The 16,255-nt window shown below is 49.7% G+C and carries 11 protein-coding genes; 2 read left to right on the plus strand and 9 right to left on the minus strand.

Annotation, left to right across the window (positions count from 1 at the left end):
* Positions 1 to 2 precede the first annotated feature (2 nt).
* A complete protein-coding gene (locus L1N82_RS12560; protein WP_235287723.1) occupies positions 3 to 2,438 on the minus strand; it encodes a M13-type metalloendopeptidase in 2,436 nt (811 codons plus the stop codon).
* 208 nt (positions 2,439 to 2,646) lie between these two features.
* Here L1N82_RS12560 and L1N82_RS12565 point away from each other — a divergent pair, with 208 nt between their 5' ends.
* Positions 2,647 to 5,916 carry an S-layer homology domain-containing protein gene (locus L1N82_RS12565; protein ID WP_235287724.1) on the plus strand — a complete coding sequence of 1,090 codons (3,270 nt, stop codon included), beginning with the start codon at positions 2,647 to 2,649 and terminating at the stop codon, positions 5,914 to 5,916.
* Positions 5,917 to 6,128: 212 nt separating this feature from the next.
* Here L1N82_RS12565 and L1N82_RS12570 read toward each other — a convergent pair whose 3' ends face one another.
* The 7 genes from L1N82_RS12570 to L1N82_RS12600 all read right to left on the minus strand — a co-directional run bounded on the left by L1N82_RS12570 (position 6,129) and on the right by L1N82_RS12600 (position 12,375).
* Complete coding sequence (locus L1N82_RS12570) at positions 6,129 to 6,554, minus strand: SRPBCC family protein (RefSeq protein WP_235287725.1); 426 nt, start codon at positions 6,552 to 6,554, stop codon at positions 6,129 to 6,131.
* Between the two features lie 67 nt (positions 6,555 to 6,621).
* Positions 6,622 to 7,578 (minus strand): sigma-70 family RNA polymerase sigma factor, encoded by a 957-nt coding sequence (locus L1N82_RS12575; RefSeq protein ID WP_235287726.1) that lies wholly within the window; start codon positions 7,576 to 7,578, stop codon positions 6,622 to 6,624.
* Between the two features lie 117 nt (positions 7,579 to 7,695).
* The gene (locus L1N82_RS12580) at positions 7,696 to 8,184 is read right to left on the minus strand and encodes an OsmC family protein (protein WP_235287727.1); all 489 of its coding nucleotides are present in this window, start codon (positions 8,182 to 8,184) and stop codon (positions 7,696 to 7,698) included.
* The gene (locus tag L1N82_RS12585; protein ID WP_235287728.1) at positions 8,165 to 9,361 is read right to left on the minus strand and encodes a cobalamin-independent methionine synthase II family protein; all 1,197 of its coding nucleotides are present in this window, start codon (positions 9,359 to 9,361) and stop codon (positions 8,165 to 8,167) included. The genes L1N82_RS12580 and L1N82_RS12585 overlap by 20 nt, the downstream gene beginning before the upstream one ends.
* Before the next feature lie 83 nt (positions 9,362 to 9,444).
* Positions 9,445 to 10,257, minus strand: coding sequence for a phosphate/phosphite/phosphonate ABC transporter substrate-binding protein (locus tag L1N82_RS12590; protein WP_268821949.1), 813 nt, complete (start codon positions 10,255 to 10,257; stop codon positions 9,445 to 9,447).
* A 23-nt stretch (positions 10,258 to 10,280) separates the two neighbouring features.
* Positions 10,281 to 11,408 carry an acyl-CoA dehydrogenase family protein gene (locus L1N82_RS12595; RefSeq protein WP_235287730.1) on the minus strand — a complete coding sequence of 376 codons (1,128 nt, stop codon included), beginning with the start codon at positions 11,406 to 11,408 and terminating at the stop codon, positions 10,281 to 10,283.
* Positions 11,409 to 11,460: 52 nt separating this feature from the next.
* A complete protein-coding gene (locus L1N82_RS12600) occupies positions 11,461 to 12,375 on the minus strand; it encodes a LysR family transcriptional regulator (protein WP_235287731.1) in 915 nt (304 codons plus the stop codon).
* 117 nt (positions 12,376 to 12,492) lie between these two features.
* On the opposite strand from L1N82_RS12600, the gene L1N82_RS12605 reads away from it, so the two are divergent.
* Positions 12,493 to 13,896: an MFS transporter gene (locus L1N82_RS12605; protein ID WP_235287732.1), complete on the plus strand. Its 1,404-nt coding sequence runs from the start codon at positions 12,493 to 12,495 to the stop codon at positions 13,894 to 13,896.
* A gap of 236 nt (positions 13,897 to 14,132) precedes the next feature.
* On the opposite strand, the gene L1N82_RS12610 is transcribed toward L1N82_RS12605, so the two are convergent.
* On the minus strand, positions 14,133 to 16,226 hold the full coding sequence (locus L1N82_RS12610) for a serine hydrolase domain-containing protein (RefSeq protein WP_235287733.1): 2,094 nt from the start codon (positions 16,224 to 16,226) through the stop codon (positions 14,133 to 14,135).
* Between the last annotated feature and the right edge of the window lie 29 nt (positions 16,227 to 16,255).

Here is a 16,255-nt window from a genome sequence, read left to right on the forward strand (position 1 = left end):
CATTACCAGATGGATATGCGCCGGTCCGGCGATAAGTACATTCCGTCTTGCTCTGTTACGTTATACACGTCATAAAATTGATCCAGCATCTGCAAGGTAAAATTAACTCTCAACTTATTCGGTGCGTGAGGATCGGATTGGAGACTTGCGACGGTTGACTCTACTGGCATCCAGGCCGCAAATGCTTGTGAGAATCCTTCGAACACTTGGGTGAGGTCCGCGTTCGGATTATCATCAGCAATATCAAGAACACACGCCAATCCGCCTAAGTCGGCAATCGTTTCCGCAAGCGTCAGCTCACCGTTTATTTTGTGTCCGGGCAGGAATTCAACTTTGGACAACTCTTCAGTCATTTCTGCCGCACGCTTCTGGAATTCAGCATAATCGGCTTCTGTCCACCAATTGGTCAAGTTGCCGTCCTTATCGAATTGAGCGCCGTTTACATCAAAGGCATGAGATATTTCATGACCGATAATCGTACCGATACTGCCCAGGTTCTGTTCCCGGCTCGCCTTTGGATCATAGAATGGCGCCTGCAGAATGGCTGCCGGGAAAATGATACTGTTCGTTGACGGAACGTAGAACGCATTTACCGTCATCACGGGCAGCATGCTCCATATGTCCATGGAATACGGCTTCTTGAGCATCTCTTTCCCTTCTGCATTCAGAGCGGCTTGCCGGCTCATAATCGCATCGAACATCGTACCGCCCTCTGCTTTGCTTGGGAAGCTGTAGGAAGCCGCCGGTTTCCATTCATCAGGATACCCGATATTTACATTGATGTCTCTCAGCTTCTCGATGGCCCGTGCTTTTGTTTCAGCACTCATCCATGTAAGAGCATTAATACGCTCTTCATATTTGGCAATAATCTCATTCACCATGTCTTTTACATCATTTTTACTGGACTCGGGGAAATACTTGCTGACAAACACTTTATCAAACGCCTGCGGTTCAAGGCCTTGAGCCAGAGCAGCCGCACGCTCTTCTATCGGAAGCTTCTCGGGTAAAATGCCGTACATCGCTTTCATCAAATCATCCTGGAAGCTTCGCGTTGTTTCAGAAAATGCAGCTTCATACTGGATAAATGTATTGATGGCCAGCATATCTTTAATCGCCTGTAAATTAGAATCGGTGATGAGGCTGTCGGCAAATTTAATATAATCATGCTCCGGGGAATATACCGTCATATCTGAAGGAAGGTCGTACAGCTTTATTACCATTTCCGCCAGTCCGGAGTTAGGTGTTGCCTTCTTCATTTCATCCCATGAAGATTTCTTCAGGCGGGCCTTAGGATCCTGCATCTGTTCTGGCGGCGTCGCCTTGGCAGAAAGCCGCTGTTCTAACTCGAATACCGCCCTGGCTCGTTCGGAGAGCTTATCTTTTTCGCCGATATAGCCCAGCACGCGTTCCATATATTCTACGTACGCCTTTTGAACATTGGCCATAGACGGATCGTCCGTGTAATACAGCGGCGTGCCCAAGCCCAGTCCTGTTCCTATGAAAAGGGCTGCGTATTTCGTTCTATCGCCGAGCGTATCTTCAACAGGCGCAAAACCTACATACGGAATGAAGTTGAAACGGTCCCAATACTTCTCGGCAGCCGCTCTCAAGCCTGCCACGTCACTGACAGCGTACAACTCATCCAGATAAGGACGGAGCTTATGAATACCATTCTCACGCGCAGCTGTATCTGTATACATCGCATAAAGCTCTGCCGCTCTCCATTCCGGAGACCCGCTGGCCGCAGTAGCTTTATGACTAAGCAGCTGATTCATAATCTCAGATCTGGTGCCGTCTACCTTCTTCATAACATCAAGGAATGTCCCAGCACTCGGATAACCGGGGTGGATAACGGGGTTAGCGAGATATTCCCGGTTCGTATATACATAGAAGTCATCCTTTAATCCAACCTGCTTGGCCCCGTAGGGGTTGTTGTTGGCTGCGGCTTGTACCACATACGACAGCTTCATGATAAATTGCTGCGCCTGTTCCATCGTGACGGCACCTTTAGGGAGCCCTAGATCATCCAACAGTCCGAAATCATCAAGCGCCGCATAATAGGGTGCTGCCCAAGCCGGTACATCCGCATTGTTGCGGCCCGCTTCTATTCCTTCCCAGGAAAGGATGTGGCATGCGATAACAACCAGCTGCGGCCCGCTAACTTTCGAATCAGGCTTGAACTGCTTTGCTCCAGTACCCTTCATGTATCCGGCAGCTGCTGCGATTGCTATATCATTGGCATTCGCATGACTGGCGGGTACATCGGTAAAGGCCTTTTTCGATCCGTCTCCCGAGATCTGAAACGTCTGATTAATTAATGCTGCGAGTTGACCCCTGGTTATGTATTGACTACCTGCTGCATCCGTCTTCGTGAGTCCAATACTGATAAACAATAATAGCGCTAAAATAAATGCGGTGGAACGTTGTAACCCTTTCACAAATGCACCTCCAAGTTTTATATATAACTTCTTCATTTTAACACAACTAGTATAAAAGGAAAAATAAGGTCCGTCCAACCAGCCCGGCAGCAGTTCTCCATAAAATGTGTCAAAGCCATGAATTGAATGACGATTTAATGCGAACCATAAAGGATGGATTGAAGACTACTGGTGTATGGATCTTTCACTATGATTGGAGGAATATCTGTTGAACATCTTGCGTGATGAGCTCATTAGAACAAGTGAAGGTTATGAATTGATTATTTACCTCGATCCACAGAAGGTCGAGTTCGCCAAAGAATCCGACCTGGATAATGGCGACAAACAAGAGCTGTATTCGGATGTCGAGGATTATGCCAAGAAGAAATATCCGAATATAAAAATTCATGTCGCCAAAATTATTCTGGGCGGCATGTTGATCTCGACAGTTCCGCTCACTGGAGCCGGACAAGCACAGGCAGCTGCACCGAATGATATTAATTCCGCTGCCGCATGGGCTCAGCCTTCGATTTCTCGTTTGATGGACATGAATATTATCACGGGGGATCCATCAGGTGCTTTTAATCCTAAGGAAGCCATGAACCGTGATGCTTTCACAACTATGTTAGTCAAAGCTCTGATTCCCGCAAATGAACTTGTGCGTCCGGGTACGCCAACGTTTACCGATGTTAACAAAGACCATTGGGCTTATGCCTATGTGGAAACTGCTGTAGACAGGGGCTGGATCTCAGGGATCTCAGCGGATGTCTTCGGGGGCAGCCAGAACATAACGCGCGAACAGATGGCCACGATATTCGTACGGGCCCTTGGATTGACCACAGACGACATTAAGGGACTCGGCGATACCCTGACATTCGAGGACAAAAATAACATTTCGCCTTTTGCCCGCGACGCGGTTGCTTTTGCCGTACGGAACGGTTTATTCGAAGGGGTAACACCAACCCGATTCGAAGCAAAAGTGAATGCCACCCGAGAGCAGGTTGCTGTAGTTGTGGATCGTTTCTTAGCCAACAAGGGTGACCTGCAGGATGCAGCAGCAGCCTTGCTTACAACTACCGTTTCGGCTTCGGTCGGTGCGGATTTGTCGTCCTTGACCCTGACATTCTCCAAAGCACTTGACTCACTCACGGCGTCTGATATCACGATTACAGCAGCCGGCGGCGCTGTGCTGGATGTGACCAATGTGAGTATAAGTGATGATAAGAAGACCGCTATTCTAACAACTGGAAAAATGACCGGAGGCGTGTCATACAGCATAACAGTCAACAAGCCATCGGTTAAAGGGCCGGCAATCGTTACGCCAGTCGTCACCGACCTCCTTGTGACGAATGTCTCCACAGACAATAATAAGCAAATCAAGGTTGCATTCAATCAGGAGCTGGACAGAACGTCAGCTCAGCTCGTGTCCAACTATACGTATACGGGAGCATCTTCAGGGATTACCTCTGTTGAACTGCTGGACGATAAGAGGTCCGTTCTGGTTACACTTGCCCAGGCTGAGGGTCAACAGGCAGTCGGTACGCTGGCAATTAAGAACGTGCAATCTGTAGCCGGCAATAAGCTGGCGAACGTCAGCAACACCGTTACCTTCCTGGATCTGACGATACCAAGCGCAGTTGGCGCTAAGCTGGTAGCACCGACTAAGGTTCAAGTGACGTTCTCGGAGCCAGTCACAGCTTCTTCTTTGAACAATGCAGCCTTCTCGCTCAACAATAATACGTATTCGTTAGCCGGTGCGCCAACAATCGTGCAGCCTAATGTAATTGAACTGACGCTCGGCAGCACACTGCCTGCCGGCGACTATACGATAACCATCAACCCGGCAAATACGGCCAGCGGTAATCAGATCAAGGACTTTGTAGGGTTGACTGTACCGAAGAGCGATGTACAATTCAGCTACACTGCGGATACGCTCGCACCGGTGGCAACCGTGGCGTCAATAACGCAAACAGCGGTTACGCTAGAATTTAACGAGCCGGTCAGCATGGCAGGAACTGGCGCTCTGAACACGGATTTCACGGTGTACCACTCGAACAATAATGTGGCGAACTACAAAGGAACGGCGTCCCTTAGCTCAGACGGCCGTACAATGACAGTCAACTTTGACAACACACCGCTGCCGCAAGGCACCGTTACCTTGTTCTTGAACAACAGCCCGTCGACAGCATCCCAGCTGCAGGATGCTTGGGGGAACAAGTTCGCGACGGCCACGCTTACCACATCAGTCATCGCCGATACGACTGCCCCTACGGTAGCCGGCGTGAACTATGTCGATTCCACCCACGTGGACGTGACATTCAGCGAACCTGTGACAGGTGTTGATGCCGCCGACTTCACACTGAAGGACGCGGACGGTACGACGGTTGCGATCAGCAACGTTGCTCCAACAAACAATACGTATCGCTTGACAACCGCTGTACCAATTAACGGCTCGACGTACACCTTGAGCCTTGCAGATGGCGTCTTGACCGATACGTCGCTCGCAAGAAACAAGAATCTCCCTTACTCCACCTCGTTTAACGTGGCTGACACGATCGCGCCAACCGTTACGACAGGAGAGTATACGGCCGATAACAAGTCTGTCCTTGTTAAGTTTAGTGAAGCCATGACAATAACCGGTCTAGGCTCTATTCTTGACACCAATAACTACCGCTTCGCAGCTGCCGACGGCAGCAGCCCTAGCGCGTTACCGGCAGGCACAACCATATCCCAGACGGCCGGCAATAAAGGAGTTCTCATCACATTCCCAAGCGCGATTTCGAGTCTTGGCAGCGGGAATTTCGAGAAGCTTCTAGTCGGCCAAGTCAGAGACGCAGCGGGTAATGCCACTAGCGCACTTAGCAATCCGGTTACACTAGCCGCCGCCACTCTATCCATCGGTAATATTAGCGATGTACGAGCCATAAGCAGCGACACGATCACGTTCAAGGTCGATACGTATCTTAATGCTATCGATGTATCGAAATTCACGATTGACGGTCAGGCTGCAGCTTCAGCGACCTATAAGAACGAAGGAGGCACTGCGCTCGTAACCGTTAAAGCGCCAAGTGCCCTGGTCAACCCGAATACAGTCGTTATGAGCATTGCGGCTGGCGGTCTAACATCAAATCTCAATGTTCTAAGCTCTGCCATTACGCAAACCGGCGCGGTCGACTATGTCGCTCCGGCTATTCTGTCCCGCGTTATTACCGATTCGAATGCGAACGACAAGTGGGATACTGTAACCATTACGTTCTCGGAAGCCATCCAGCCGACTTCAGTTGCTTTCGACTCGTTCTTGGTGGAAGGCTATACTGTAAACGATGTGGCTGTGAGCACCGACGGTACAGTGGTTACACTGAAGCTAAGGGAGAAAGACACAGCCGATGTCAATGGTCCGGCGCCAAGGGTACAGCTCGTGAAGTCGATTCGCGATGCATCTGAACAGCGGAATGTGCTTGTATCTGAGACGGCGGGAGTAGCTGCAACAACTAGTTAAGCAGCATAGGGAAACAAGTAAGCTGGGCCATCCAATATTGGATGGCCCAAACTTTTTAAGAATCAGCAGCCGTGCTGCAGCTACGAAGCACTCATCCGTCATTTCATGCACAGTTGTGTTGGGTTTCACCCGCGAGCCATGCGCTACTACTTGAGGTCAGTTACAGCATACAAATATGAAGGCACCCAAATAGGGCGCCTCGTGTGTATCTTCTAAGCTTCTTCCGTATAACGCTTGAAATTGTCCATGATCGCCTGCCAGCCTGCCTTCTGAAACTCAACGGGGTTAGTGCTTTCAGCATCAAACGTTTCGACTACCTTCGTTGCGTCCCCCTGGTTAACAAAGGTGATATCGACTGTCCTGCCATCTCCCATCGTATAGGAAATCCTCTCATGCTGCTCGACAACGTCGTAAACCCCGGAAAAGTCAAAGCCCATGCTGCCGTTTTTAGCTTCCATTCGAGTAAGAAACTTGCCGCCAACCCGCAAATCATTCTCTGCGTTGGGTACATGCCAGTCCTCTGAAGCCTGGTTCCACTTCATGATATGTTCCGGCTCGGTCCAATACCGCCATACTTTCTCTACGGGTGCTTGCACAACTGCCTCTACGGTTACTTTCGTCGGATTACTTGTTTCCATGCTGAACAGCTCCTCACTTATCATTATTTGCCTTCTCATATATGTAGACGAAACCGGATAACGAAATTCATCGGTGTATTCGCTCAGGAAGCCCAAATCGGGAAAATAATGATGAGTTAATGAAATTTTGGACATGGTATACCTTTCCGTTCCTCGTTTCAAGAATGTGAATACCCCAAGGGACCAAATAGGGCCCTTCGCTGCTTGGCACGTACTGTGCATAAGCAGGATATCCGCCATTCGCCGTAACCGGCAAGAACCTTGACCCGTCACAATGCCATCGTGTAAGCGTAAAGAACTTGAACAAATCGTCCTTGCCACGCACCCACATTGCGAAAGGCGGCATGGACATGCGGCCTTCCTCATGAAACAATGCTACCAGCGCTTGAATATCGAATTGCTCAAAGGCTTCCACATACCGTGACAGCAGCTCACGATCAGGTTCTGCTTCCGTCATGCTGAATTCGTCCGAACGGAGCTTCGCTTGTTCCATGGTTTGCCTGGCTCTTTGCAGGGCGCTGTTCACCGCTGCTGGTGACATGCCTAACGTTTCGGCGATCTGCTTAGAGGACCATTCAAACACATCCTTCAGGATAAGAACTGCACGCTGACGTGGAGGTAAGAGCTGTAAGAGTGTTATGAAGCAGAGCTGAAGGGTATCTTTGCGGATGAGAATATCTTCCGGACTATCTGTAAAATCTGGGGCAGGCCAAATCCAGGACGAGTCCGGCAGCGTTTCGCGGGGTTCAATGATGGCTGCAGCCGGACCGGATAAGTCAACGGGACGAGTGCGCCGTTTGGCTTGTCTCAGCTTGTCCAGGCATAGGTTGGTGGCAATACGATAGACCCATGTTTTGTACGAGGAATCCTGCCTGAATGAGTCCCAGCGCTGCCAAACCCGGATGAAGGTATCCTGAACAGCATCGTCTGCGTCATCAATGGATCCCAGCATCCGGTAACAAAACGAAGTTAACTCCGGCTTTAAGCTGTCAAACAACTGAAGTTCCAATGCAGTTTCGTTCATCATGGCCTCCTGTTGACGGACATAATCCCTTGTCATAAATCCACCGAACACAACTTCCATCTATCACCTATTATAACTATATTGTAGGTTAAGCATAGCGCCGATTTATCCGGGCCGTCATAGCAGCTTTTTAAAAATAACCTCAAGCTCCAATGATCTCTTTAACGTATTGTAAATTGGTGATTTCTTAAGAGCATCATAGCAAAAATCATTAAGTTCCTTGTCCTCTAAATCAACATATAAAAAAACGGTCACCGTTAGGCGCTGAATATACGGCTCTTCATCGTATCCCTTTACCCCAACAAGAGACAGAGGGTTCGCCAGCGACAGGTTCAAGACCCCTTCAATTTCTTCAATCGTTAGACCGCTTTTTTGGGACTGCTCTAACAGTGTCAATATAATACTGCTTAAGACGGAACCAGCGAAGTATTCAACACTGCTGATCGGCTTGTATTCCGAGTCAAAGCTGATCTGCTTTTCAATTTGAAAGCTGTTCTTGTTCGTATAAATCTTCACCGTAGAGAGATCGTTCGACGTACCCCTAAAGTTCATATCGAATATTCTGGACTCATATAGGGTATTTATCTCAGCTTTTGACCGATGCATTATAGTTGCTCCTCAATATTGATGCTGCTTCTGTTAAAGAGCGCATTTTGCCCGATATATTCTCCAGTACATTAACAGGGCTATTGGAAAAGGTTGCAAAGCCGCAGTCCGGATTCAGCCATATTCTCTCCGCTGGAAGATAAGTCATCGCCTCCTGAACTCTTGTCAGGATCGGTTCCGCTGTCTCAATGTCATCCGCTCGCGGATTAATGACACCTAAACCAAGTGCCGTATGCTCTGCTATTCTGGGATCAGCCAGTATGGAGCTCAGCTCCCCGGCCCTTGGCGTGGAGAATTCAAGTGTTAACAAGTCCGGATTAACCTTCGCAAATAACTCAAGGAGCGGCGTATAGGGGCCCGTCAGTAGAATACGCTCATCCTTACTCCAGTTGCCTCTGCAGACATGAAGGGAAGCAACCGTTCTCTTCCGGTCGATATGATCCATGATCGGTCCAATCAAGGAACCCGCGAATTCCAGCTCCTCCTTTGGGTCCTTTCTCTCGGAGAGAGCCGCGCACATGAATGACCTTGGCTTGCCCTCTGTGAACACAACCTCAGTCAGTACCGGTTCATCCAGTTGAATGACATCAACACCTATGCTCATCAGGTTGTCGATTTCTTCCTTCAAGATCTCAATAACATGCTGCCCCAGTTCCTCCTTGCTCCCGTATACCTTGCCAGTAAGCTTAGGGAGCCACATCGACCGGGTAAGCAGATAGGGACCCGGCAATGTGACCTTAACGGGTTTATCCGTAAGTTTCTTCATGGCCAGAAGCTCTTGAACAACAATGTCGCCATTGTATTGCAGCTTATCTACACATATCGCATTCTTAATACTGACGGCCGGAACATCAAGCGCGGTCAGCATGTCTTCGAACGCCTTTTTATCATCGATATAATCCAGCATTTCACTCATGCTCATCATGTTAACGCCGCCAATTTTGTCGGAAACAAAGGATACATAGTTATCCCGTCCGAGCTCGCCGCTGGTGATGATATCAATCCCCGCATCCTCCTGCAGCCTTACAATCTTCTCCGTCTCCCGCTCAATCAGCTTGTTGAAGTCGCTGGATTCAATGGCTCCCCTTCTCTTCATTCTTAGGGCGCTTAGCACCTCTCGTGATCTTGGCATGCTTCCGATTAAAGCAGTAGGAAACAGCGGTAATTGTTTTCGCATGTCGTTTATCTCCCAAAGTGTACGTATATAGTTAAAAAGAGAAGTAGCGGAAAAATCCACGCTTCTCTCTTTAGAGGAATTACTTATAAGAATTTCAGATAGTCATTTGCTTCCCTCAGCTGCTCGAATCCTGTGATTCGGCCTTCAACCCATTCCTTCAAGCCTTCCATATCCATCATCTGCTTATGCGCTTCATTGGAATAGTCCATTCTATGAAGCACCTCCTGCCATTCGAGGAACCTCTCTGTCGAAAAGTCGGGATGAGCGGTGAAGATACAGTGGTCAAATAACGGCGTTGTCTCAATACATACCAATTGATTCTCATCAACCGTGCCATCCTTCTTCCAAGCTTCCCAGTTCAAATCCAGCGCCACAGAGGCGTCTACCGTTCCCGCCATTAATGCCCGGATGGCATCCAGCTCTCCTCCAACATGATCTCCGTGGAGGCCGACGCCAATATCAAATCTTTGCTCCGTATAGTCCGCTTCATACTCAAGACCATTCTTATGCAGATAGTTGATTGGAATCAACCTCGCTTGAGGAGAATCCACAGCCCCGAAGCCAATCGTCTTTCCCTTCAGCCCATCGAGACCGGTTATGCCGCTGTCTTTCCTGACAATGAAGCAGGTCTTGCGGTCCCTGTCCGTATCCCTCATGGATCCCATCTGGCACTTGCCGTCTGTTCTCAGATAGGTATCCAGCCATGCCAGCGGGGAATTCCATGCAATGTCAATTTCCCTGTCCATCAGGCCGTCGACTTGTCCTTCATAATCCTTATAGAAGACACACTCGATCTCAAGCCCTTCCTCTTTGAAAAAATCAGCTATGATGCCCCAGATCACGGTAACCCTAGGATCATAAATAACGGCCCCGACATTTATTCTATCGTTACGCAATGAGCTCACTCCTTGTGTTGTCTTTACGGAATCATCTGACCGGTTAATGCTTTACCAAGCCACACAGACAGAACGTCAGCGCTTGGCGCCATAATTTGACCTGCATAGGCATCTCTTAAGAGCCTCTCCAAGGGGAGAGCCTTGTTATAAGCTTTGCCTCCGCCCACTCTCATGGCAAGCCTTCCGCATTCGATTGCGGCCTCCGAGGCAAATATTCTTGCTGACAGAATCTTGGCGAGCGCATCCGCTTCCCCGTTCGCACCTGCTCTGGCCGCTTCCAGCGTGATGGCTTTTGCGGCGGACGCATTTTTGTAAATATCCCCAATATGTATCTGAACCGTTTCAATATTAGACAGACTGCTTCCATCCGGATACTTCCTGTCCACAGCATGGCCGCTGGCCACTTCAAACATATGTAAGGCAGTGCCGCTGTATACAGCCCCCAGCCCTGTGATGAAGAATGGCGCGACCACATTGAATACCTGCTCCTGCCCCGAACCTTCCGCTCCAATGCGGTAAGAAGAGTCCAACGTTACCTGGTTAATAAGTACGGGACATGACGAATTGCCTCTCATCCCCAATCCGTTCCAATCTGACAGCCCGAAGGACAGTCCTTCCGACTCCAGAGGGAATACCCAGTTGTTTATTTGCCCTTCTTCAACAGAAGGCGCAAGAACGAGATAGTAGGACGCGTAGGCTGCAGATGTTACCATGCTCTTCTTACCGTTGAACGTGGTCTTGTCCCCGTTGACCTCAGCTGTCATTTCCGTTATGTAAAAATGGGTGCCCGTTCCGAATTCGCTGTAGGCCAGTGCCATGAACGTTCCGTTCTCAACAATGTCTGTAAAAACCCTCTTCTTCAACTCATCGCTTCCATGCGTTACAAGACACATCACGGCAACATTGTGCATCATATAGCAAAGAGCCGTCGTGGAGCAGGTCTCTGCGAATGCCAGACAAGCCTTGGCATGCTCTTCAAGTCCTCTGCCATAACCGCCGTATTCTTCCGGAATAAGAAGCTTCAAAAAGCCATGTTCACCCAGCTTCTTGAAAGACTCTTCAGGAAACCTCGATTCCTCGTCGGTCCGATCTGTATAGGGCAGTATGCAGGACTTTGCAAAATCCTTGCCTTCTTGATATACGTCCTTCATAGATCCTCTTCCTTTGCTTAATTATCAGCTTATTTATAAATATTACCATAATCTAGTTGTGCATTGATAGTTTATCGTCTGCTTTGCAAACTGGTGGCCGCTGCCTGAAATATTCTACTGCCACTTCACGGAATTCACGAGCTGCCTGTGAAATATAGCGGCCTCTATGCCACAACAAAGCTATCTCCCTAACCAATTCATGCTGCTCGACCTGCAGATAATGAATCCGTTCCCGTGAGTTCACTGCCGTGCTTGGTATGAAGCCAATGCCTATTCCTGCCTCCACAAGCGCGCTCAGCCTGGTAGGCTCATTGCCCTCATACACATATTTGGGTACAAAACCGGCCGACTGGCATACGGAGTCTACTAAATCACGGGTATGGTACCCTCTCTTTACGCCGACGAACGTTTCCTCCTTGAGGTCTGTCAAAGATACACTATGACGTTCCGCCAGCCAATGACCCATTGGAACAGCTACAAGGATGGGATCCGCAAACAATATTTCACATTCAATCCCCTCCCCTTGTATTGGAGGCGAGGAGAGGCCGTAATCGACCTCCCCCCGTTGAAGAAGCGTTACCATCTCCTGCGTGGTCAGCATCTGTACATGGAACTGAGTAGAGGGGCGTTTTTTCTTAAACTCTCGGAGGATATCCGGCAGCGTGCTTGCATTCGTCACGGCCAATTCGATGGTGCCATGCTCCGGACTGGACCAATCGCTAATCTCCTGTTTCCCTTGTTCCAATTCGAACAAAGCTCTCTCCGCACGGCGCAGGAATCGCCTGCCGACCTCATTCAACCGGAGATTCCTCCCTGCCCGGTCGAAGAGATGTACCCCAAGGTCCTCTTCCAAGCGGTGAATTGTCTTGCTTAACGATGATTGTGTAACATGCAGGCATCGTGCCGCTTCCGTCACATGCTCCATTCGGGCTACCGTCACAAAATATTGCAGTTGAAGAAGTTCCATTCACGCCCTCCATTCATTCCCTCAAGTCAATGGAATCATACCATAAGATGCATTGGAGTAAATAGCTGGTATCAAGTACGATGACTACATGAGGAAGTATCGGGAGGGGTACAGAAAATGAACGTTCGCAGCAGGTGGTTGATAATTTCCGTAGGTCTTGGGGTATTGTTGAACCCTTTAAATTCTTCGATGGTTGCCGTTGCTATCCCAAGGCTGCAAAATGTATTCCAGCTTAACTTTACCGCTATCTCCTGGATCATCTTTTCCTTCTACATTGCAAGTGCAGTCTCTCAACCTGTCATAGGCAGGGCAAGTGATTTATTCGGCCGGAGGAAAATATTTCTTACTGGGCTTATAGTGGCCTTCTTTGCATCGTTATCAGCCCCATTATCACCAAGCTTCGGGTGGCTCATCGTGTTCCGCATCGTACAATCAATCGGTACGAGCATGATGATTTCCGTCGGGATGGCTATTGTTCGTATTCACATCACAGAGAAACAGGCGAGTGCGCTGTCCGTCCTAACCAGCTTCCAATCTGGAGCGGCAGCCATTGGTCCCTTTGTTGGAGGGGTATTGATTTACTGGTGGGATTGGCCTGCTATCTTTCTCATTAATATACCGTTTGTGTTGGCAAGCTTCCTGCTCGCTTGGAGGACAATTCCCAAGGAACAACCATCAGGGCACGCTATGCTCAACCAGCCCGTCCGGAAATGGCTGAAATTAATTGATGCTCCGGGAATTATTTTATTCACAGTCGGTCTAATTTCACTGCTGGTCGGTTTATTAGCGGCAAAATCATCTGGGCATGTCTCATTCGTAAATGCCAGTGCTGCGTTGACCGGTCTCGTGCTTTTATCGGCTTTCGTACGACATGAGCTAAAAGCAGCATCACCCTTTGTTCCTGTTCGCATATTAGCCAAACATCCTGCGCTGACGCTAGTTAATGTCGAATTCATGATCGTTAACGTGCTATTCTACTCGCTCTTCTTCGGGCTTCCTTCCTACTTGCAAATGGTACGTCATATCAGCGAGTTCCATACAGGGCTGCTCATGCTTACCTTAGGCTTATGCTCGCTCATCGCTTCCCCTCTAGCAGGCCGGTGGATCAATAAATCAGGACCTCGGCCTGCATTGCTCACCGCCGGAACACTGATGACTTTAGGGGCAGCGTGGATTGTAACTTTCAACGAGGCTTCACCGGTTATCAGCGTATGTGCGGCGCTAGCAGCATTCGGAATAAGCAGCGGGCTGAGCAATGTCGGTTTGCAAGCGGCCTTGCTACATAGTTCCCCTAAAGAAATCATTGGCGTATCATCCGGATTATTTAATATGTCTAGAAACCTGGGGGCCATTCTCTCCTCCTTGCTGATCGGCATCGTAATGGGAGATAAGTTCAGCTTCGCAGGGTTCCGATTGCTTGGGGTGATCCTCACGGTCATTGCATTGTCCTTGGTATTTATGAATTGGCGGCGTCACCAGTCAAGGCCTGCTGATTCCGCATCGTTATCAGCCCGGAATTGAAATACTTGCCTTCTTCTTGATAGACATGACCCGCCTGGCACTTCAAATCAATGTACACGGACACATAGGGAACGCCCAAAACCACCCCGCTGCGGCTATAGCTTAGTTGGGGTGGTTTTGGGCTTCACCATTGAAGAACCGGGGCGTAAGCAGGCCGTTTTCTTATCGCAGTTGTACAGCCGGAATGCTTCGCTAACCAAGGTAAGTTTATAGGGACAACTTAGACTGGTACCGCCTTAAGATTTTTTGTCTTTTTCCATTTCAAGCGTAACTTTCAATACGTCACCCGCCCGGCCTCCGAAGACAATTAACCCGTTCTCCGGCAGAACCGCTGTATTCGTGCGGGTGGCAGCCGAGATATTGACCGGCATACCATTCGCATCATAGACGGCGAAGCCGCCATTCCGCGGAACATCCACCTTCATGGCCCGGCCTGCTGCTCCCTCGCCGATCTTGAACCAGAGCGCGTGGCCAGACGCCGGGATGGTAACGACGGAAGCAGCTCTTTCGCTGATTGGCTTCACGGCAGATTCACCAATATAGATACGGCCGTCTGCCTGCAAATATTCTGCGCCGCCCTCCGCGAAGAAGCTAAAATCGGTAACGTCCCGGCCGTTCATGACCGGAATTTCTACGGCATTAACCGCCTGATTTTTCCCTATAATCCTCGCTCCGTTCGCATATCCGCCCTGCTTATCAAATGAAATGGTTTTCATTAAGACTGCAGGCGACAGGTAGAACAACGAATTTATTTTCTCGTCCACCGCATAATAGGTCTTGCCATTCCGCTTCTTCCAGGCTTTGGCGACCGAGTGGGGCAAGGGATTCTTCCTCAGCTTTTGCCATTCATAATAAGCGATTACCGATTGCCCTAGGCCTGGAAACTCCAGAACACTCTTGACGCGGACGTACGTCTGCCCGTTCATCTGTTCGTCAAAGCTGATAACCGTTCGACCGTCCTTGCTGGTAAATTCACCCTCACCGGTATACACGAAGGTCTGCCCGGGAATTATGCCGCCCAGCATCCCCGGCAGGACCACTTTACCGCTGCCGACCTTGATCCGGAGCGTTGACCCTGCCGTTCCGTATAAACCGGTATATGCTCTCATGCTGTCCGGCATGGCCTTTTGGACGGGAGGCATAAAAGTAAGATCCGGCTGAATGGCCGGGATATCCCCTTTCACCTTCAGGTATGCCAGCAGAATTTGCGTTGCTGCTGCCGTATTATATAAGGATGAGCCCCCCGAAGAAAGCAAGGCAATGGAGACATCGTGATCCGGCAGGGCGATCAGCGCCGAATGATAGATGAGTGTGTCTCCGCCCTTGGTCACGGCTCTTATCCCGTAGTCACCGAACGGAGCCAGATCAACCGAATCCCATCCCAGCCCATAGCCGAAGATATTCCTCTCATCCTTGACCCAAATACCCCTGCGGTACTCAGGCTGCTGCATCGCTGAAGCTGACGCTTCTGACAGCAGCCCGGGCCGATTACCCATTAACACTTCCGCGAACAATGTCAGCTCCTCCGCGGTCGAATAGAGTCCGCCAGTGCCAATCATATTCGTGCTCTCTGCCGGCAGCTTATCGGACAACCCGGGAATCCGGCCCGGGAACAACCGGTTGCGGTTGAACTCGTCCAGCGGCGTCTTCGTAGAAGTCAGCCCCAGCGGAGCACTGATCTTCTGCTTCACAAAATCGCTATATGGCATCCCGCTCACCCGCTCTACCAGAAGCTGCAGCAGCTGAAAACCGTCATTGGCATAGACGGAGTACTCGCCTGGGCTGGACTTCAGCTTCTCAGAGCGCAGATTCTCCAGCAGCATATCGTAGTTTTCCGTATCATTGTCATCGAATAGGATACCATTCTTGTAATGCGAGCCGTAAAGCCCTGCCGAGTGGTTCATCAGCATACGGGGGGTAATCTGCTTGTATCTCTCATCAGCCATCTTGAAATCCGGAATATACGCCGTTAAAGGCCGGTCGATGTTCACCTTCCCCGCATCGACCAGCATCATGGCTGCGGCTGTCACGTACATCTTGCTGATTGAGGCAAGGCCAAACATGGCATCCCTTGAAACAGGCTCCTTGCCTCCAGCTTCATTTAATCCGAGACCGTCCGAGAGGACAATTTTCCCCTCATCCCGGATGGCATACTGGACGCCGCTTACACCATATTCCCCAATAAGCGTCTCCGCCATTTTAACCGCCACTGCTTCTGCTGTTTCCCCCGCTCCTCCACTGCTTGCCCGTGCTTTTCCTTCTGCCATGGGCAACATCAGCAGCAGCGCCGCCATCACAATCGCGATCGTCCGATTCCACTTAGTCAGCATAATTTCCTCCCCTATCCCATTTGGGTTAC

This window comes from Paenibacillus tarimensis, from assembly GCF_021532315.1.
GTDB classification, from domain to species: domain Bacteria; phylum Bacillota; class Bacilli; order Paenibacillales; family Paenibacillaceae; genus Paenibacillus_I; species Paenibacillus_I tarimensis.